The sequence below is a fragment of the Solimonas flava DSM 18980 genome (genome assembly GCF_000426685.1).
GTDB classification, from domain to species: Bacteria; Pseudomonadota; Gammaproteobacteria; order Nevskiales; family Nevskiaceae; genus Solimonas; species Solimonas flava.
The window spans coordinates 16847-32905 of record NZ_AUFV01000009.1 but is presented as its reverse complement, the minus strand read 5'-3'; the positions used below and the strand labels follow the sequence as shown (position 1 = coordinate 32905).

Here is a 16059-nt window from a genome sequence, read left to right as displayed (position 1 = left end):
CGCGCGGTGTCCAATAGGACGAGCCCGGGGAGCCCTCATGTCGACCTGCTGTTCCGATTCCGCCTGCAGCCGTTCCGCGACCGCGATCTCGCCGCGCTTCCGTCGCGTGCTGTGGATCGCGCTGTGGGCGAACCTCGCGATGTTCGGCGTCGAACTGGCCGCCGGCTGGGGCGCCCATTCCGTATCGCTGCTCGCCGACGCGGTGGACTTCTTCGGCGACGCCGCCAACTACGGCCTGTCGCTCGCCGTGCTGTCGATGGCCGCCGTCTGGCGCTCGCGCACAGCGCTGCTCAAGGGCGCCTCGATGGGCCTGTACGGCCTCTACGTGCTCGGCCAGGCGGCCTGGAACGCCTGGACCGGCAGCGCGCCGGAGCCGATGACGATGGGCGTGGTCGCGACGCTGGCGCTCGCAGTCAACGCGTCGGTCGCCCTCATGCTCTACGCCTTCCGCGACGGCGACGCCAACATGCGCTCGGTCTGGCTGTGCTCGCGCAACGACGCGATCGGCAACGTCGCCGTCATGCTCGCCGCGCTCGGCGTGTTCGGCACGCACAGCGCTTGGCCGGACCTGCTGGTCGCCGCGATCATGGCCGGGCTCGGCCTGACGGCGGCGCGCAGCGTGCTGCGCCAGGCCTTGCACGAACTGCGCGACGTCGACGGCACCCTGCCCCGCGGCGCCGCGACGCCCCGCACGGCTGCCGGCGGCCGATGAACATCGGCCTGATCTCCGACACCCACGGCCTGCTGCGGCGCGAAGCGCTGGAGGCGCTGCGCGGCAGCGAGCTGATCGTGCACGCCGGCGACATCGGCGCGCCGGACGTGCTCGCCGCGCTGCGCGCGCTGGCGCCGCTGGTCGCGGTGCGCGGCAACAACGACACCGAGCCCTGGGCGATGGACGTGCCGGAGACGCAGACCTTCGCCGCCGGCGGCCTGCGCCTGCACCTGCTGCACGACCTCAAGACGCTGGCGCTCGAACCGCGACGCGAAGGCATCGCCGCCGTCGTCAGCGGCCACTCGCACCGGCCGAAAATCGAGACGCGCGACGGCGTCCTCTATCTGAATCCCGGCAGCGCCGGACCGCGCCGCTTCAGCCTGCCGATCAGCGTCGCGCGCGCCGAGATCGTTGGCGATACCATCCGCGCCAGGATCGTCGAGCTCGCGTAGCGCCAGCCGAGAAGCGCGCCGCGCGCGCGTCCCCCGCACCACGACCACCCGAATCATGAACACACAGAAGCTTTCCGCCTTCGTCGACGCGCTCTGGGAAGACGAGATCGTCCCGCAGCTCACCGACTACATCCGCATCCCGAACAAGAGCCCGATGTTCGATCCGCAGTGGGCCGAGCACGGCTACATGGACGCCGCGGTCAAGCTGATGGAGACCTGGGCGCGCGGCAAGCTGGCGGCGCTCGGCGACGCCACGCTCGAAGTCGTGCGCCTGCCGGGCCGCACGCCGCTGATCTACATCGACGTGCCGGCCGCCAACGGCGGCTCGAACGACGATTGCGTGCTGCTCTACGGCCATCTCGACAAGCAGCCGGAAATGAGCGGCTGGGCCGAAGATCTGGGTCCGTGGACGCCAGTGCGCAAGGGCGACAAGCTCTACGGCCGCGGCGGCGCCGATGACGGCTACGCGATCTTCGGTTCGCTCGCGGCGCTGCTGGCGCTGCGCGAGCAGGGCCTGCCGCAGGCGCGCTGCGTGGTGATGATCGAGGCCTGCGAGGAATCCGGCAGCTACGATCTGCCGTACTACGTCGACCATCTCGCACCGCGCATCGGCAGTCCGAGCCTCGTCATCTGCCTCGATTCGGGCTGCGGCAACTACGAACAGCTGTGGCTGACGACCAGCCTGCGCGGCCTCACCGGCGGCAATCTGCGCGTGCAGGTGCTGACCGAGGGCGTGCATTCCGGCGACGCGTCCGGCGTCGTCGCGTCGAGCTTCCGCGTGCTGCGCGAGCTGCTGTCGCGGCTCGAGGACGAGACCAGCGGCCACATCAAGCCGGGCGACTTCTACGTCGAAATTCCCGCGCAGCGCATCGAGCAGGCCCGCGCCGTCGCCACGACGCTCGGCGAAGCCGTGTTCGACAAGTTTCCGTTCGTCGAGGGCATGCATCCGGTGACCGAACAGCTCACCGAACTGGTGCTCAACCGCACCTGGCGCCCGCAGCTCGCGGTCACCGGCGTCGACGGCATGCCGCCGCTCGCCAGCGCCGGCAACGTGCTGCGCCCGTATACCGCGGTGAAGCTGTCGCTGCGTATCCCGCCGACGCTCGACGGCAGGAAGGCCGGCGAAGCGCTGAAGAAGCTGCTGGAAACCGACCCGCCGTACGGCGCCAAAGTCACGCTGGAACTCGAAAAAGCCGGCAGCGGCTGGAACGCACCGGCCCTGTCGAAGTGGCTGGAGGACGCCGTCGCGGCCGCCTCGCAGGCCTATTTCGGCAAGCCGCCGGCGTACATGGGCGAAGGCGGCTCGATTCCGTTCATGGGCATGCTCGGCGAGAAGTTCCCGAAGGCGCAGTTCCTCATCACCGGCGTGCTCGGCCCGCACTCGAACGCGCACGGCCCGAACGAGTTCCTGCACATCCCGATGGGCAAGCGCGTGACGATGGTCGTCGCCGACGTCGTCGCCCGCCACGCGCAGCCGCGCTGAACGGTACGGCCCGCAGCCGCCACGGCTGCGGGCCGGCCAACCGGGGCGCCGCGACCGAAGGAGACCCGCGGCACACCCCGAGCGCGCGCGATTCTCCGATAATCACGGCTCTCCATCAGGACAACTTCGAATGAACAAGCGGATTGCCGGTCTCGCGCTCGTGGTGTTGCTGGGCGCCGGCGGCTGCGCCACGGAAAGCTCGCGGACGCTGGCCGTGCCGCAGGTGGCAACGGCCGGCACGCCGTACCAGGGCACGCGCAGCCCGATCGCGGTCGGCAAGTTCGACAACCGCTCGAACTATCTGCGCGGCATCTTCTCGGACGGCGTCGACCAGCTCGGCGGCCAGGCCAAGACCATTCTCATCACGCATCTGCAGCAGACCGGCCGCTTCACCGTGCTCGACCGCGACAACATGCGCGAGATCGGCCAGGAAGCGAAGATCAGTGGCGCGACGCAGAAGCTCAAGGGCGCCGACTACGTGATCACCGGCGACGTCACCGAGTTCGGCCGCAAGGAAGTCGGCGACCAGCAGCTGTTCGGCATCCTCGGCCACGGCAAGCAGCAGATCGCCTACGCCAAGGTCGCGCTCAACGTCGTCGACGTCAGCACGTCCGAGGTCATCTATTCGTCGCAGGGCAGCGGCGAGTACAGCCTGTCGAACCGCGAGGTGATCGGCTTCGGCGGCACCGCCAGCTACGACTCGACGCTCAACGGCAAGGTGCTCGATCTCGCCATTCGCGAAGCGGTCAACCATCTCGTCGACGGCCTGCAGTCCGGCGCCTGGCGTCCGGCGAAGTAGCCAACATCCGCCGCGCGCGTCCGGGGGGACGCGCCGCCCATCATCGATAGGGGGGTGCCTTGACCATCTCGACGACCGCGCTCGTGCGCGCCGGCCTCGCCGTCGCGACGATGCTGATGCTGTTCGGCTGCGCCACGCAGCCGAAGCCGCTGTACTACTGGGGCGACTACCAGCCGCAGCTTTATGCGTACTTCCAGGGTGACGGCAAGAGCCCGGAGCAACAGCGCGAAGCGCTCGAAAAAACCGCGGCCCAGGCCAGCGCCAGGGGCGCGGCGCTGCCGCCGGGCTTTCACGCGCACCTGGGGCTGCTCTATCTGCGCATGGGCCAGCCGGGGCCGGCACGCACGGCCTTCATGGCCGAGGAAGCCCGGTTTCCCGAATCGAAGCCGTACATGGACTTTCTGATCGGCAACCTCAACCGCACCCAGGCCGGCGCGCCATGAAGACGATGCGAAGCTTGCGCCTGCTGACGCTGTGCGCCATCGCCGCGCTGCTCGGCGCCTGCGCGACGACGACCGGCTACGACTACACGAACTTCCGCCAGAGCCGCCCGGCGTCGATCCTGCTGCTGCCGCCGGTCAACGACACGAACACGGTCGACGCCAGCTACAGCCTGCTGTCGCAGATGACGATGCCGCTGGCGGAGTCCGGCTATTACGTGCTGCCGGTGTCGCTGGTCGACGAGACCTTTCGCCAGAACGGTTATACGAATCCGGCGGAGATCGAAGGCATTCCGGTCGACAGGCTGCACAAGATCTTTCAGGCCGACGCCGCGCTGTACGTGCACATCAAGCAGTTCGGCACGGTCTACCAGCTGATCAGCAGCGCGACCGTCGTCACCGCCGAGGCGCATCTGGTCGACCTGCGCAGCGGCAACGTGCTGTGGGCCGGCAAGGCGTCGGCATCGAGCGCGGAGAATCGTGGCAATGCCGGCGGCGGTCTTGCCGGGCTGCTGATCAGCGCCCTCGTCAATCAGATCGTCGAATCGACGAGCGATCGCAGTCATGACATCGCCGGCATCACCAGCATGCGCCTGCTGACGGCCGGGCAGCCGGCCGGCCTGCTTTACGGGCCCCGCTCGCCGAAGTACCAGACGCAGCAGCCCTGAGCGGCGGCGCTCAGCCGCCGCGCGCGTACGCCGCCGCGGCGGCGACCTGTGCCACGTCCGGCCGCACGCCGGTGTAGAGCACGAACTGCTCCAGCGCCTGCCGCATGATCACCTCGGCGCCGCTGACGGTGGCGATGCCGAGCTGGCGCGCGCGGCGGATCAGCGGCGTCTCGGCCGGCAGCGCGACGACGTCGAACACGCGCGCCGCCGCTTCGATCGCCGCTTCGTCGAAGGCCAGCGTGTCGGCCTCGGCGCCGCCGGCCATGCCGATCGGCGTGACGTTGACCAGCAGCGCCGCACGCGGCGGCGGCGCTTCGGCGTGCCAGACGTAGCCGCAGGTCTGCGCCAGACGACGGCCGGCGGCTTCGTTGCGCGCGACGATGACGCCGTCGCCGAAACCGGCGTCGCGCAGCGCGCAGGCGACCGCCTTGGCCATGCCGCCGCTGCCGCGCAGCAGCACCGGCGTCGCCGGATCGATCGCGTGCTCGTGCAGCAACTGGCGCACGGCGACGTAATCGGTGTTGTAGCCGCGCAGGAAGCCCGCATCGTTGACGATGGTGTTGACCGCGTCGATCGCCGCCGCCGAATCCTCCAGCGCATCGAGCAGCGGAATGCAGGCTTCCTTGAACGGCATCGAGATCGCGCAGCCGCGGATGCCGAGCGCGCGGATGCCGGCGATCGCCGCCGGCAGGTCGGTGGTCGTGAACGCCTTGTAGACGTAGTCGAGCCCGAGCGCCGCGTACAGGTGGTTGTGGAAGCGCGTGCCGAAATTGCCGGGCCGCGCCGACAGCGACATGCACAGCGTGGTATCGCGGCTGATCGCGCGCATGCGCGCCTCCTCGTATTACCGACCGGCCGCCCGCGCCGTGCGCGCGGGCGGCCGCACCTCACTAACCGGCGAGCGCGCGGCGCGTCGCCTCGTACTCGGCGATCAGGCGCTCGCAGAGCTGCGTCGCCGACGGCACGTCGTGGATCGCGCCGACGCCCTGGCCGGCCGACCAGATGTCCTTCCAGGCCTTGCCGCCCGACAGCTCGGCGCCGAAGTCGAGATCCTTCTTCGGTTCGAGGTGATCGGGGTCGAGCCCGGCGCGCACGATCGAAGGGCGCAGGAAGTTGGCGTTCACGCCGCTGATGTGCGGCGTGTAGACGATGTCGCCGGCGCGGCTGTCGAGCAGCATCTGCTTGTACGCGTCCGACACCGTGGCCTCTTGCGTGGCGATGAAGCGCGTGCCCATGTACGCGAAATCGGCGCCGAGCGCCTGCGCGGCGAGCACGCCGCCGCCGCTGCCGATGCAGCCGGACAGCGCGAGGTAGCCGTCGAACATCGCGCGGATCTCCGGAATCAGCGCGAACGGATTGATGGTGCCGGCATGGCCGCCGGCGCCGGCCGCCACCGCGATCAGGCCGTCGACGCCGGCCGCCGCCGCCTTCTCGGCGTGGCGCACGCCGATCACGTCGTGGAACACCACGCCGCCGTAGCTGTGCACGGCATCGACGACTTCGCTGACGGCGCCGAGCGAGGTGATGACCAGCGGCACGCGGTGCTCGACGACCTTCTTCAGATCCGCATCGAGGCGCGGGTTGGTCTTGTGCACGATCAGGTTCACGCCGTACGGCGCATCGTTCGCCGTCAGCGTCGCGCCGAGTTCGTCGAGCCAGGCGACGAAGCCGTCCGTCGTGCGCTGGTTCAGCGCCGGGAAGGTGCCGACCACACCGGCGCGGCAGCAGGCGGCGACCAGCTTCGGATTGGAGACGAGGAACATCGGGGCGACGATCGCGGGCAGGCGAACGCGGCCTTTCCAGGCTTGCGGCAGGCGCATTTCGGGACTCGGTCGAAAAATGGAACCGGCATTGTAGGATGCCGGCGCCGCCGGCCGCGCCTCCGCGCCCGCGCCGCGGCAGAACGGCGCCGGCCACGGCGGCACCCGCCGCGGAAGCGATCCCTCTGCGCGCGCTCCGGTGACGGCGACGATGTCGCGTTCCGGCCGGCACGCCCGTCGGGGCGTCGACGTAACATCGCCCACCATGAGACCGCCGCCCCTGTTCCGCGCCGTCTTCGGCCTGCTCGCGCTCCTGCTGCTCGCCGGCCCCGCCGGCGCCGGCGAACCGCGCACGACGGGGCCGCTATCGGCACCGGTGCGCGCGGCCGTCGGCGAGCTGGCCTGCGCGCGCTACGGCGTCGCCGCCGACAGCGTCGAGCCGGTTGCCCGGCAGTCCGGCGCCGGCGCGGCAAGCGCGCACGCCGTGCAAGTGTCCGTGCGCTGCGCGGCGCACGCCAGCATCGACGGCCAGCCGGCTCGCTATCAGGTCGATTGCCGCCGCGACGGCGAGCGCTGGCGTTGCGGGGACGGCCGCGAAGTGCTCAGCGTGCAGACGCGCCTCGGCGAGGTCGCCGTCGAACCCGGTTCTTTCACACCCGAGCAAGCCATCCGGGCCGTGCGCGCGGCGGCGGCGTCGAACCGCTACCGCGCGCAAATCCACGAGGCGCTGGCCAGCGGTTGCGGCCTGTACGTGGACGTCTCCGCGCACATGGACGAGGTCGTCGACCTGTCCTGCCGCAGCGGCCACAGCTTTCTCATCTCGTTCTGGTGCCCGCAAGGCGACTGCCCGCGGCTGCTGACCGTGCGCTAGCTGTGAAGGTTCGACAGCTTGCTCATCCGGCTGTACCGGCGGGAGTCTGAGGCGGTCGAGACTTCAGGCCATCGACAGGCAGCCGGATGAACCGTCGTGGGCATGCCCGACTGCCGGCCCAAAGATGAGCGTGGCGCCGTCGGGCGGCGCGCGCCTGCATCCCGGCCCGGCAGCGCCGCTGCGACCGCCACGCGATCGGCCCGGGTCGCGTCGCGGCGATCGAGCGATGCGCCTCAGTCCAGCGGCGCGCCTCAGGCCAGCCCGGCCTTGTCGAGCCCGAACGCGGCATCCTGCGCGCCCGGCGTGCTGCGAAAGGCGACGTTGAGGCGGTTCCAGCCGTTGATGGCCATGACGTCGTAGCTCAGCTCGACGATTTCATGGTCCGTGAACTGTGCGCGCAGCGCTGCGTAGAGCGCGTCGTCGACGCCCTTCGGGCCGAGCTGCGTCAGCGCCTCGGCCCAGGCCAGCGCGGCGCGCTCGCGGGCGTCGAACAGCGGCGACTCGTGCCAGATCGCGAGGTGATGCAGGCGCAGCTCGCGTTCACCGCGGATGCGGGCCTGCTTGACGTGCATGTCGACGCAGAACGCACAGCCGTTGAGCTGCGAGACGCGGATCTGCACGAGATCGTGGATCGCCGCTTCCACGGTGCTGCCCTGGCGTGTCGCCAGGCTGAAAGCGACGTACTTCTTGAACAGCTCGGGGGACTGCTGGGCGTAGTCGAGACGCGGACTCATAAGAAAGGCTCCGATGGGGATGGGGCGCCGGCGCCGGCGGCGGCGCCGGTTCATCCACAAGACGAGGGGCGCCGGCGGTTCGTGACATGCCGCGGTCGCGGCGCGTCAACGCGGGTGCCGCCGCTCGCCGCTCAGGCCTTCAGCGTCGCGCCGAACAGCTCGGTGAGCGCCGCCCAGTGGCGCTCGGTTGCGGCCGCGTCGTAGGCCGCGGTGTCGCGCAGCACCCAGCCATGGCGGGCCGGATAGGTCTCGACGCGATGCGCGACGCCGGCCTCGCGCAGCGCCGCTTCGAGCCGCGCCTTCATCTCATCCGGAAAGGTGCTGTCCTCGATCGCGCCGGCGACGTAGACGCGCGCCTTCATCTTCGGCGCGAGCCGGTGCGGGCTGTCCGGCGCGTCGCTGGCGAGGCGGCCGCCGTGGAACGAGGCGACGGCGGCGATGCGCTCCGGATAGGTGCCGGCGGCGCTCAGCGCCATCAGCCCGCCGAAGCAGTAGCCGACCACGCCGACCGCTCCGGGCCGCACGTCCGCCTGCGCGGCCAGGTAATCGAGGAAGTGGCGCGTGTCGTCCATCACCAGCGCCGGCGTCGCGCGCGCGAAGTAGGTGTCGAACAGATGCTGGCGCCGGACCGGGTCGCCGAATACCTCGCGCGGGTCCATCGGCGCATACGGGCCGGCGCGCCAGAACAGGTCGGGCAGCAGCACGTAGTAGCCCTCGCGCGCCAGGCGCTCGCCGATCTCCAGCATCGCCGGACGGATGCCGACGCCATCCATGTAGACCAGCACCGCCGGCCACGGCCCGGCGCCGGACGGGCGGAACACGTAGGCGGGACAACGGCCATCGTCGATCGGGATCTCGATTCGGGTCATCACGCGCTCCGGACAGCGGTCTGGCGGCAGCCGCCGCACGGACCCGGAACTGTAGCGGATCGAGGCTGGTGGATAGCTGCAAATTTCAGTCGTCGCCGGCATCGCCGGCCGGCTGCGGCCACTCGCCGAAATAGCGCGCCCAGCCGAGCCAGCGGCGCGCCACCTCGCCGGCCAGATCGCGCTGCGCACGGTACATCGCCGCATGCTCGGCCAGCTGTTTCCAGCGCGCGCCGTCCTGCGCCAGGCGGCCGAGATGCCGGGTCACCCGCGCCAGATCGTGCGCCGGCGGCGGACATGCCGCGACGCGCGTCGCGTCCGCCAGCAGCCGGGCCAGGCATTGCAGCTCGTGCAGGCAGTCGTCGGCGCGGGCCAGGGCGCCGCGCTCGATGGCCTGCAGCCGCGCCTCGGACAGGCGCGCCAGCCCGGCGTCGCCGAGCAGTTTCGGACCGCCGCCGAGCAAGGCGGCGAGCAACAGGTCCAGCGTATCGCTGCCGTCCGTCGCCTCGCCCGCCTCCAGTTCCGGCCGCCAGCGTATGTCCTCAGGCACTCCGCCCGCGGTGATCGCCATGAGATTCCCCAACCATCATGCCCGGCCGATGATACTTATAAGTAGTCCACTTATAAAGCTGTAGAGCCCGGGGAGACCGCAACCTACCGTGGTTCGATGAAAGCCACGATCGAACAGGCTCTTGGCAGCGCCATCCGACGGCGTCGGATCGCGCTGGGTTACAGCCAGGAGACTTTCGCCGATGAAATCGGCATGCATCGCACCTACTACAGTGCGATCGAAAGAGGGGAGAAGAACCTGCAGCTCAACACGCTGCGGCGGGTGTGCGAGGGTCTGGGCGTGAGCGCCTCGCAGCTGATGCGCGAGGCGGAGAACGAGTAGCGCCCCGCCCCGGCGTCGCCGCCCTTACGGGATCGCCAGTCCGCGCTGCACCGCCGGCCGGGCCAGGAAGGCGTCGAGCACGCGCTGCACCTGCGCGAACTCGCCAAAGCCGACCAGCTCGCCGGCGCCGTAGTAGCCGATCAGATTGCGCACCCACGGGAAAATCGCGATATCGGCGATCGTGTAGGCCTCACCCATGATCCAGTCGCGACCGGCGAGATGGCGGTCGAGCACGCCGAGCAGGCGGCGGCTCTCGGCGACGTAGCGGTCGCGCGGACGCTTGTCCTCGTACTCGCGGCCGGCGAACTTATGAAAGAAGCCGAGCTGGCCGAACATCGGGCCGATGCCGCCCATCTGGAACATCAGCCACTGGATCGTCTGGTAGCGCGCCGCGCCCTCGCGTGCCAGCAGGCGGCCGGTCTTGTCGGCGAGATAGATCAGGATCGCGCCGGACTCGAACAGCGGCAGCGGCGCGCCGCCCGGCCCGTCCGGATCGAGGATCGCCGGAATCTTGTTGTTCGGGTTCAGCGACAGGAATTCGGGCGAGAGCTGATCGCCGGTCTCGAAGCTGACCTGGTGCGCCTCGTACGGCAGGCCGCATTCCTCCAGCATGATCGACACCTTCACGCCGTTCGGCGTCGGCAGCGAGTAGAGCTGCAGGCGCTCGGGATGCCGGGCGGGCCACCTGGCGGTGATCGGAAAGGCGCGAAGATCGACGGTCATGGCGGTGGCGCAGTTGGGCTGGGGGATCGGCCGCCATCGTACGGCATGCGCGCGGCGCGACGTTGACGCCGGCGTGCGCGCCCCGGATCATTCGCGCATGTCCTGCGCCGCCACCCGCTCCGTTTCGTCCGCCGCCCGCCGCGGCGCGGCGGCCGCGCGCGCGTCGCTGAAAAAACTGCTCTCGCCGACCTGACCGGGGCGAGAGGCTCCGTCAGGCGCACTGACGGGAGCCCTCCACCACGCGCAGTCCCCCACTCCAGTCCGTACGCCTGACCGCCTGCCGGTCGGACACTGCTTTACGAGGATTGGAACATGGAAACCTTTTCCGGCATCTGGGTGCCGCTGGTCACGCCGTTCGGCGCCGACGGCGGCGTCGATCACGCGGCGCTGGCCGCACTGACCCGCCGGCTCGCGCCGCACGTCGCCGGCTTCGTCGCCTGCGGCTCGACCGGCGAAGCGCACGCGCTCGACGACGACGAGCAGTTCGCGGTGCTCGACACCGTGCTGGCGGCGAGCGAACGCCCGGTGGTGATGGGCACCGGCGGCCCGAACCGCCGCGCGCTGCACGCACAGCTCGCCGCGCTGCGCAGCCGGCCGCTGGCCGGCCTGCTGGTGCCGCCGCCGTACTACGTGCGGCCGTCGCAGGCGGCGATCGTCGACTACTACCGCGATCTCGCCGACCACGCGCACTGCCCGCTGATCGTCTACAACATTCCGTACCGCACCGGCGTGGCGATCGAGCCCGACAGTTTCATGGCGCTGGCGCGGCATCCGCGCATCCAGGCGGTGAAGGACTGCGGCGGCAGCGCCGCGCTGACGCTGGAACTGATCGTCAACACGCCACTGGCGGTGCTCGCCGGCGAGGACGGCAATATTCTCGCCACGCTGTGCGCCGGTGGCAGCGGCGCGATCGCCGCGTCCGCCCACCTGTTCCCGGAACGCTACAGCGCCGTCTGCGACGCCGTGCGCGAAGAGCGCCTCGGCGACGCGCGGCGGATCTTCCACGGCCTGTGGCCGCTGATCCAGGCCTTGTTCGCCGAGCCGAATCCGGCCGGCATCAAGGCCGCGCTGGCCTGCACCGGCACCATTGACCGCCGCTGCCGCGCGCCGATGCACGCCGCGTCCGACGCGCTGATGGCGCGCCTCGCGGCGCTGCTGGCGGCGCCGGCCGCTTAGATCCGGCCGCATCGGTGGCCGTTCTGCCGGCGCCGAAACCGGATCGAAGCGGTCGCCGCGCCCCCCATCCGCCGCGGCCCCTCGCCCCGCAGCGGCTGCGGCTGCAGGGCGAGGGGCCGGGCCGGGCCGAGCGGTTTGCCGCGCCTCGGCCCGGCGGCTAGAGTGCGCGCCATGCTGAACCTTTTCGCGATCACGACGCCGCGACAGCGCCACCTTCGGGCGGCGTGGGCGCGTGCGCATTCGGAAAGCGCGGACTAGGTCCGGCATTCGTCGAATCCCCGCCAACCCCGCCGCACGGCGGGGTTTTTCGTTCCGGACTCCGCCCGGCCCACACCGAAGGAGTCCCCACCATGCCCCCTCACCGCTACCGCGACGATGCCGAGATCGCAGCGCTCGCCGCGCGCTTCGTCGACCGCAGCCTGCCCAAATCCGAGTGGACGCACGCCGCGCATTTCGCCGTCGCCTGCGCGCTGCTGCGCGATCCGGCGCGCGACGCGCTGCGCGAGATGCCGGCGCTGATCCGCGCCTACAACGACGCCTGCGGCACGCCGAACAGCGATCACGGCGGCTACCACGAGACCATCACGCTCGCCTCGCTGCGCGCCGCGCGCAGCTGGCTGGCTAGGCACGCGACACTGCCGCTGCACGAAGCGCTGAACGCGCTGCTCGCCTCGCCGTACGGCCGGCCGGACTGGCTGCTCGCGCACTGGACGCACGAGCGTCTGTTCAGCGTCGCCGCGCGACGCGCCTGGCTCGAACCGGATCGCGCGCCGCTGCCGTTCGGCTGAAGGCCGGCGCTGCGCTCAATCCTCGACCAGCTGCGCGAAACGCTCGCCGAGATGATCGAGCAGCGCGCGCACCGCCGGCAGCATGCCGCGCTTCGACGAGTAGACAGCGTGGATGATGTGCCGCTTCGGCGCCCAGTCCGGCAGCGGGCGCAGCAGCGTGCCGTTGCGGATCGCGTCGATCACCATCAGCGTCGGCAGCTGCACGACGCCGACGCCGGCGAGCGCCGCGGTGCGCAGCGCGATCATGTCGTCGGACACCATGCGCGGTCGATGATGAATCGTCGCCTGGGCGCCGTCCGGGCCTTCGAGCCGCCAGCTGTAGTCGGGACGTGGCGGACCGAGATCGAGGCTCGGCACCTGGTTGAGATCGGCCGGGTGCGCGATCGTCCCGCATGCCGCCAGCAGCGACGGACTGGCGACGATGCACTGGCTGCGCCAGCCGAAGGTCTTGATGACGAGATCGCTGTCCTCGAGCGGCGGATGGCGCGCCCGCAGGGCGATGTCGACGCCCTCACCGACCACGTCGACGCGGCGGTTGCTCGCCTCCAGATGCAGCTCGACGCGCGGGTTCTGCGTCATGAACTCGGCGAGCATCGCGCCGACGTGCGCGTGCAGCAGCGCGATCGGGCAGGCCAGGCGCACGATGCCGCGCGGTTCCGCACGCGTCAGCTCGATCGACTCCTGCGCGGCATCGGCCTCGACCAGCATCGCCTTGCAGTGCGCGTAGTAGGTCTGGCCCAGCTCGGTCACCGAGAAGCGCCGCGTCGAACGCTGGATCAGGCGCACGCCGAGCCGCGCTTCGAGCAGGCCGATGCGCCGGCTCAGCGTCGACTTGGGCAGGCCGAGCGCGCGCGCGGCCGGCGCGAAGCCGCGGTGTTCGACGACCTGCGCGTAGTAGTAGAGATCATTGAGGTCTTGCACGCGATCGTTCCAATTTCGGAACGCTGAGGATACGAAACGCCGTCTACCGGCACCATCGTCCCGCCCATACATTCTTCCCATCGCGGCCAACCCGGCCGCCCAGAATGGGAGAAGGACCATGAAAAGCATACTCGGCGTCTACGCCAGCCCCGCCCGGCACTGGGTCGGCGACGGCTTTCCGGTGCGCTCGCTGTTCTCGTACCGCACGCACGGCGCACAGCTGAGCCCGTTCCTGCTGCTCGACCACGCCGGGCCGGCGCAGTTCGCGCCGAGCGAACAGCGGCGCGGCGTCGGCGAACATCCGCACCGCGGCTTCGAAACGGTGACGATCGTCTACGAGGGCGAAGTCGAGCATCGCGACTCGACCGGCGCCGGCGGCACGATCGGCCCCGGCGACGTGCAGTGGATGACGGCGGGCGCCGGCATCCTGCACGAGGAGTTCCACTCCGAGGCCTTCTCGCGCCGCGGCGGCACGCTGGAGATGGTGCAGCTGTGGGTGAACCTGCCGGCGAAGGACAAGATGACCCGGCCGGGCTACCAGACCCTGCTCGCGCGCGACATCCCCAGCGTCGCGCTGCCGGACGACGCGGGCCGCGTGCGCGTGATCGCCGGCGAATACGACGGACGCCGCGGGCCGGCGCGCACCTTCAGCGCGATCGACGTCTGGGATCTGCGCCTGAACCGCGACGCGCTCGTGCGCCTGCCGGTCGCCGACGGCCGCACGCTCGCGCTGGTCGTGCTGCACGGCACGGTCGAGATCAACGGCAGCGAGATCGCGCGCGGCGGCCAGCTGATCGTGCTCGACCGCGACGGCAGCGACGTGCAGATCGAAGCCAACGGCGAGGCGACCGTGCTGCTGCTCAGCGGCGAACCGCTCGACGAACCGATCCGCGGCCACGGCCCGTTCGTGATGAACACCGAGGCGCAGATCGCCGAAGCGATCGACGACTTCAACAGCGGACGCTTCGGAAGGATCGCCCCGCTCGTCGCTTGAGCATCCGGCCCCGGCCCGCATCGGCCGGGGCTTTTTTTGGCCGTGTGGCGCAGCGCCCGGCGGCGCACGCCGCCGACGGGCCGGCCGTCATCGCCGGCAAAGCGCGTATGCTGCCTTGCTCGAACGGAGGCAAGGCCGATGAAACGCATGTGCCCGGATTGCGAAGCGCTGAACGCAGACCGGGCCCGGGTCGCGCGCCACGCCGGCCTGGTCGAAAGCGCCGTGGTCATCGACATCAAGACCCGACGCGTCGGCAGCGGCCAGCACTTCCTCTGTCTGGGTTGCGCGATGCGCTGGGAGCGCCAGCCCGGTCGCGGCTGGCAGCCACTCACGCCGGCTCGCTGACCGGCGTCGCCGCACGCGCCGCCGGCAGGGCGGCCGCAGGTTCAGCCACGATCACGCGCGCGGAGCATCCGCCGCCGGGCCACGGCGACACGATGCCACGGCCTCAGTGCGCGGAGCGACGCGGCCGCGAGTCGGCAACGATCGGACGCCAGGTCGCGCGGAAATGCCGTTCGACTTCCTCGGTCACGGCCAGTTCGCCGAGCAGGTTCCGGCACAGCCAGCCGGCACGAACCAGACGCGCTTCGTCTTCTGCAAACGGCGGCGGCGGACTCTGTTGCCTGAAGAGCCGCATCAGAAAGTTGAAGTCGTGATCGCTGCAACCTGCGGGGAACGACATGAAAGGCACCAAGCGCGATCGAGCCACGAGTCTGCGCGCAAAGCCGGGAGGCGGCAAATGCCTGCCGCCCCTCACGCGGCGAAACGCTCGCCGAGCAGATCCAGCAGTGCGCGAATACGCGGCGCGCGGCGCAGGTCGCGGTGATAGCCGACGTAGGTGTTGCGCCCCGGCGGCGGCTCGCCGAGCTCGTGCGCGACAAGGCCGGACAGCGCATCGCCGATCGGCCGCGGCAGTACCGCGTAGCCGGCGCCCTGCACGCACAGCTGCGCCTGCACTTCGCGGTTGTTGCTACGGAACGCCACCTGCGCCTGCGGCAGCACGCGGCGCAGCCACTGCGCGTCCGGCATTTCCGCGAAGGCCGTGTCCATCGTCACGACGCGCGCGCCGCGTCCGTCGCCGGCCTGCGGCGCCGCACTGCCGAGCGCGCCGTACAGCGCATACGGAATGTGCAGCAGGCGACGCGACACGACTTCCGGCTCATCGAAGGGCTTGATGCGGAATACCAGATCGGCCTCGCGCCGCGCCAGGCTGTAAAGCCGCGCATCGGTCAACAGCTCCACGACCACGCGCGGATGGCGGCGCCCGAACTCGGCGAGCAGCGGCGCCAGCACGTACACGCCGAACCATTCCGAAGACGAAACCCGCAGCAGCCCGTCGAGCTGCTGCGCCTGTCCGTCGAGCTTGCGGCGGAACGCGAGCGCCTCCTCCTCGATGCGCTCGGCGTGTGCGAGCACGAGGCTGCCGTCGTCCGTCAGCACGAAGCCGCCGGCGGTGCGCTGGAACAACGTCTTGCCGAGCGCGCGTTCGAGGGCGCGCAGGCGGCGGCCCATCGTCGGCTGTGTCTGGCCGAGCTGGCGAGCCGCGGCGCCGAGCGTCCCGGCGCGCGCAATCGCCAGAAAGATCCGCAAATCGCTCCACTCGAGACGATCCGGCCCCATGCGCGCCCCCATGCAAATCTGCATGGATTCTATGCAGATTCATGGATTCTTGAACCAAACGGTTTGGACTAGCCTGCGCAGCACGCCCGGCGAATCCGCACGGGCACGCCTCAGGAGTCCGCCATGGAACCCGTCTCGACCCCGATTCCGCCGGCCGGCA

22 protein-coding genes are annotated in these 16059 nt (G+C 70.6%); 13 read left to right on the top strand and 9 right to left on the bottom strand.

Annotation, left to right across the window (positions count from 1 at the left end):
* Window positions 1-37 precede the first annotated feature (37 nt).
* The 6 genes from K343_RS0110680 (at window position 38) to K343_RS0110655 (ending at window position 4554) form a co-directional block, all read left to right on the top strand.
* The gene (locus K343_RS0110680) at window positions 38-712 is read left to right on the top strand and encodes a cation efflux transmembrane domain-containing protein (protein ID WP_028008071.1); all 675 of its coding nucleotides are present in this window, start codon (window positions 38-40) and stop codon (window positions 710-712) included.
* Complete coding sequence (locus tag K343_RS0110675) at window positions 709-1164, top strand: metallophosphoesterase family protein (RefSeq protein ID WP_028008070.1); 456 nt, start codon at window positions 709-711, stop codon at window positions 1162-1164. Before K343_RS0110680 ends, K343_RS0110675 begins: the two co-directional genes overlap by 4 nt.
* A gap of 55 nt (window positions 1165-1219) precedes the next feature.
* Entirely contained in the window at window positions 1220-2647 is a 1428-nt protein-coding gene (locus tag K343_RS0110670) for a M20 family metallopeptidase (RefSeq protein ID WP_028008069.1), read from the top strand.
* Window positions 2648-2777: 130 nt separating this feature from the next.
* Window positions 2778-3446: a CsgG/HfaB family protein gene (locus K343_RS0110665; protein WP_028008068.1), complete on the top strand. Its 669-nt coding sequence runs from the start codon at window positions 2778-2780 to the stop codon at window positions 3444-3446.
* A gap of 59 nt (window positions 3447-3505) precedes the next feature.
* Window positions 3506-3889, top strand: coding sequence for a DUF4810 domain-containing protein (locus K343_RS0110660; protein ID WP_028008067.1), 384 nt, complete (start codon window positions 3506-3508; stop codon window positions 3887-3889).
* Window positions 3886-4554, top strand: coding sequence for a DUF799 domain-containing protein (locus tag K343_RS0110655; protein ID WP_028008066.1), 669 nt, complete (start codon window positions 3886-3888; stop codon window positions 4552-4554). The genes K343_RS0110660 and K343_RS0110655 overlap by 4 nt, the downstream gene beginning before the upstream one ends.
* Before the next feature lie 10 nt (window positions 4555-4564).
* Here K343_RS0110655 and K343_RS0110650 read toward each other — a convergent pair whose 3' ends face one another.
* Together K343_RS0110650 and K343_RS0110645 are read right to left on the bottom strand one after the other, a co-directional pair.
* Window positions 4565-5383, bottom strand: a complete 819-nt coding sequence (locus K343_RS0110650) for a shikimate 5-dehydrogenase (protein WP_028008065.1) — start codon at window positions 5381-5383, stop codon at window positions 4565-4567.
* 61 nt (window positions 5384-5444) lie between these two features.
* Window positions 5445-6374 carry an NAD(P)H-dependent flavin oxidoreductase gene (locus tag K343_RS0110645; RefSeq protein WP_028008064.1) on the bottom strand — a complete coding sequence of 310 codons (930 nt, stop codon included), beginning with the start codon at window positions 6372-6374 and terminating at the stop codon, window positions 5445-5447.
* Window positions 6375-6579: 205 nt separating this feature from the next.
* Here K343_RS0110645 and K343_RS0110640 point away from each other — a divergent pair, with 205 nt between their 5' ends.
* Window positions 6580-7185 (top strand): hypothetical protein, encoded by a 606-nt coding sequence (locus tag K343_RS0110640; RefSeq protein ID WP_028008063.1) that lies wholly within the window; start codon window positions 6580-6582, stop codon window positions 7183-7185.
* A gap of 251 nt (window positions 7186-7436) precedes the next feature.
* On the opposite strand, the gene K343_RS0110635 is transcribed toward K343_RS0110640, so the two are convergent.
* The 3 genes from K343_RS0110635 to K343_RS0110625 all read right to left on the bottom strand — a co-directional run bounded on the left by K343_RS0110635 (window position 7437) and on the right by K343_RS0110625 (window position 9356).
* Window positions 7437-7919 (bottom strand): carboxymuconolactone decarboxylase family protein, encoded by a 483-nt coding sequence (locus tag K343_RS0110635; protein ID WP_028008062.1) that lies wholly within the window; start codon window positions 7917-7919, stop codon window positions 7437-7439.
* 131 nt (window positions 7920-8050) lie between these two features.
* A complete protein-coding gene (locus K343_RS0110630; RefSeq protein ID WP_028008061.1) occupies window positions 8051-8788 on the bottom strand; it encodes a dienelactone hydrolase family protein in 738 nt (245 codons plus the stop codon).
* Window positions 8789-8873: 85 nt separating this feature from the next.
* Window positions 8874-9356 carry a hypothetical protein gene (locus K343_RS0110625; RefSeq protein ID WP_028008060.1) on the bottom strand — a complete coding sequence of 161 codons (483 nt, stop codon included), beginning with the start codon at window positions 9354-9356 and terminating at the stop codon, window positions 8874-8876.
* A gap of 96 nt (window positions 9357-9452) precedes the next feature.
* Here K343_RS0110625 and K343_RS0110620 point away from each other — a divergent pair, with 96 nt between their 5' ends.
* The gene (locus K343_RS0110620) at window positions 9453-9677 is read left to right on the top strand and encodes a helix-turn-helix domain-containing protein (protein ID WP_028008059.1); all 225 of its coding nucleotides are present in this window, start codon (window positions 9453-9455) and stop codon (window positions 9675-9677) included.
* A 24-nt stretch (window positions 9678-9701) separates the two neighbouring features.
* On the opposite strand, the gene K343_RS0110615 is transcribed toward K343_RS0110620, so the two are convergent.
* Window positions 9702-10400: a glutathione S-transferase N-terminal domain-containing protein gene (locus K343_RS0110615; protein WP_028008058.1), complete on the bottom strand. Its 699-nt coding sequence runs from the start codon at window positions 10398-10400 to the stop codon at window positions 9702-9704.
* On the opposite strand from K343_RS0110615, the gene K343_RS21695 reads away from it, so the two are divergent.
* From K343_RS21695 to K343_RS0110600, 3 genes are all read left to right on the top strand, one after another.
* Window positions 10399-10593 (top strand): hypothetical protein, encoded by a 195-nt coding sequence (locus K343_RS21695; protein ID WP_043112535.1) that lies wholly within the window; start codon window positions 10399-10401, stop codon window positions 10591-10593. The genes K343_RS0110615 and K343_RS21695 overlap by 2 nt on opposite strands.
* 119 nt (window positions 10594-10712) lie before the next feature.
* Window positions 10713-11576 (top strand): 4-hydroxy-tetrahydrodipicolinate synthase family protein, encoded by an 864-nt coding sequence (locus K343_RS0110605; protein ID WP_028008057.1) that lies wholly within the window; start codon window positions 10713-10715, stop codon window positions 11574-11576.
* Window positions 11577-11926: 350 nt separating this feature from the next.
* Window positions 11927-12364: a hypothetical protein gene (locus K343_RS0110600; protein WP_051278182.1), complete on the top strand. Its 438-nt coding sequence runs from the start codon at window positions 11927-11929 to the stop codon at window positions 12362-12364.
* A gap of 15 nt (window positions 12365-12379) precedes the next feature.
* On the opposite strand, the gene K343_RS0110595 is transcribed toward K343_RS0110600, so the two are convergent.
* Entirely contained in the window at window positions 12380-13285 is a 906-nt protein-coding gene (locus tag K343_RS0110595; RefSeq protein WP_028008055.1) for a LysR family transcriptional regulator, read from the bottom strand.
* A gap of 118 nt (window positions 13286-13403) precedes the next feature.
* Between K343_RS0110595 and K343_RS0110590 the strand changes: the two genes are divergently transcribed.
* Window positions 13404-14279: a pirin family protein gene (locus K343_RS0110590; RefSeq protein WP_028008054.1), complete on the top strand. Its 876-nt coding sequence runs from the start codon at window positions 13404-13406 to the stop codon at window positions 14277-14279.
* Between the two features lie 138 nt (window positions 14280-14417).
* Window positions 14418-14624: a hypothetical protein gene (locus tag K343_RS0110585; RefSeq protein ID WP_028008053.1), complete on the top strand. Its 207-nt coding sequence runs from the start codon at window positions 14418-14420 to the stop codon at window positions 14622-14624.
* A 103-nt stretch (window positions 14625-14727) separates the two neighbouring features.
* Here K343_RS0110585 and K343_RS0110580 read toward each other — a convergent pair whose 3' ends face one another.
* Both K343_RS0110580 and K343_RS0110575 read right to left on the bottom strand, forming a co-directional pair.
* Window positions 14728-14961 (bottom strand): hypothetical protein, encoded by a 234-nt coding sequence (locus tag K343_RS0110580; protein WP_154662518.1) that lies wholly within the window; start codon window positions 14959-14961, stop codon window positions 14728-14730.
* Between the two features lie 71 nt (window positions 14962-15032).
* The gene (locus tag K343_RS0110575; protein WP_245585174.1) at window positions 15033-15923 is read right to left on the bottom strand and encodes a LysR family transcriptional regulator; all 891 of its coding nucleotides are present in this window, start codon (window positions 15921-15923) and stop codon (window positions 15033-15035) included.
* Between the last annotated feature and the right edge of the window lie 136 nt (window positions 15924-16059).

What these genes read in the sequence shown, in the direction of transcription:
- K343_RS0110680 (WP_028008071.1), top strand. Translation starts at nt 38, where the DNA reads ATGTCGACCTGCTGTTCCGATTCCGCCTGCAGCCGTTCCGCGACCGCG.
- K343_RS0110675 (WP_028008070.1), top strand. Translation starts at nt 709, where the DNA reads ATGAACATCGGCCTGATCTCCGACACCCACGGCCTGCTGCGGCGCGAA.
- K343_RS0110670 (WP_028008069.1), top strand. Translation starts at nt 1,220, where the DNA reads ATGAACACACAGAAGCTTTCCGCCTTCGTCGACGCGCTCTGGGAAGAC.
- K343_RS0110665 (WP_028008068.1), top strand. Translation starts at nt 2,778, where the DNA reads ATGAACAAGCGGATTGCCGGTCTCGCGCTCGTGGTGTTGCTGGGCGCC.
- K343_RS0110655 (WP_028008066.1), top strand. Translation starts at nt 3,886, where the DNA reads ATGAAGACGATGCGAAGCTTGCGCCTGCTGACGCTGTGCGCCATCGCC.
- K343_RS0110650 (WP_028008065.1), bottom strand. Translation starts at nt 5,383, where the DNA reads ATGCGCGCGATCAGCCGCGATACCACGCTGTGCATGTCGCTGTCGGCG.
- K343_RS0110645 (WP_028008064.1), bottom strand. Translation starts at nt 6,374, where the DNA reads ATGCGCCTGCCGCAAGCCTGGAAAGGCCGCGTTCGCCTGCCCGCGATC.
- K343_RS0110640 (WP_028008063.1), top strand. Translation starts at nt 6,580, where the DNA reads ATGAGACCGCCGCCCCTGTTCCGCGCCGTCTTCGGCCTGCTCGCGCTC.
- K343_RS0110635 (WP_028008062.1), bottom strand. Translation starts at nt 7,919, where the DNA reads ATGAGTCCGCGTCTCGACTACGCCCAGCAGTCCCCCGAGCTGTTCAAG.
- K343_RS0110630 (WP_028008061.1), bottom strand. Translation starts at nt 8,788, where the DNA reads ATGACCCGAATCGAGATCCCGATCGACGATGGCCGTTGTCCCGCCTAC.
- K343_RS0110625 (WP_028008060.1), bottom strand. Translation starts at nt 9,356, where the DNA reads ATGGCGATCACCGCGGGCGGAGTGCCTGAGGACATACGCTGGCGGCCG.
- K343_RS0110620 (WP_028008059.1), top strand. Translation starts at nt 9,453, where the DNA reads ATGAAAGCCACGATCGAACAGGCTCTTGGCAGCGCCATCCGACGGCGT.
- K343_RS21695 (WP_043112535.1), top strand. Translation starts at nt 10,399, where the DNA reads ATGGCGGTGGCGCAGTTGGGCTGGGGGATCGGCCGCCATCGTACGGCA.
- K343_RS0110615 (WP_028008058.1), bottom strand. Translation starts at nt 10,400, where the DNA reads ATGACCGTCGATCTTCGCGCCTTTCCGATCACCGCCAGGTGGCCCGCC.
- K343_RS0110605 (WP_028008057.1), top strand. Translation starts at nt 10,713, where the DNA reads ATGGAAACCTTTTCCGGCATCTGGGTGCCGCTGGTCACGCCGTTCGGC.
- K343_RS0110600 (WP_051278182.1), top strand. Translation starts at nt 11,927, where the DNA reads ATGCCCCCTCACCGCTACCGCGACGATGCCGAGATCGCAGCGCTCGCC.
- K343_RS0110590 (WP_028008054.1), top strand. Translation starts at nt 13,404, where the DNA reads ATGAAAAGCATACTCGGCGTCTACGCCAGCCCCGCCCGGCACTGGGTC.
- K343_RS0110585 (WP_028008053.1), top strand. Translation starts at nt 14,418, where the DNA reads ATGAAACGCATGTGCCCGGATTGCGAAGCGCTGAACGCAGACCGGGCC.
- K343_RS0110580 (WP_154662518.1), bottom strand. Translation starts at nt 14,961, where the DNA reads ATGTCGTTCCCCGCAGGTTGCAGCGATCACGACTTCAACTTTCTGATG.
- K343_RS0110575 (WP_245585174.1), bottom strand. Translation starts at nt 15,923, where the DNA reads ATGCAGATTTGCATGGGGGCGCGCATGGGGCCGGATCGTCTCGAGTGG.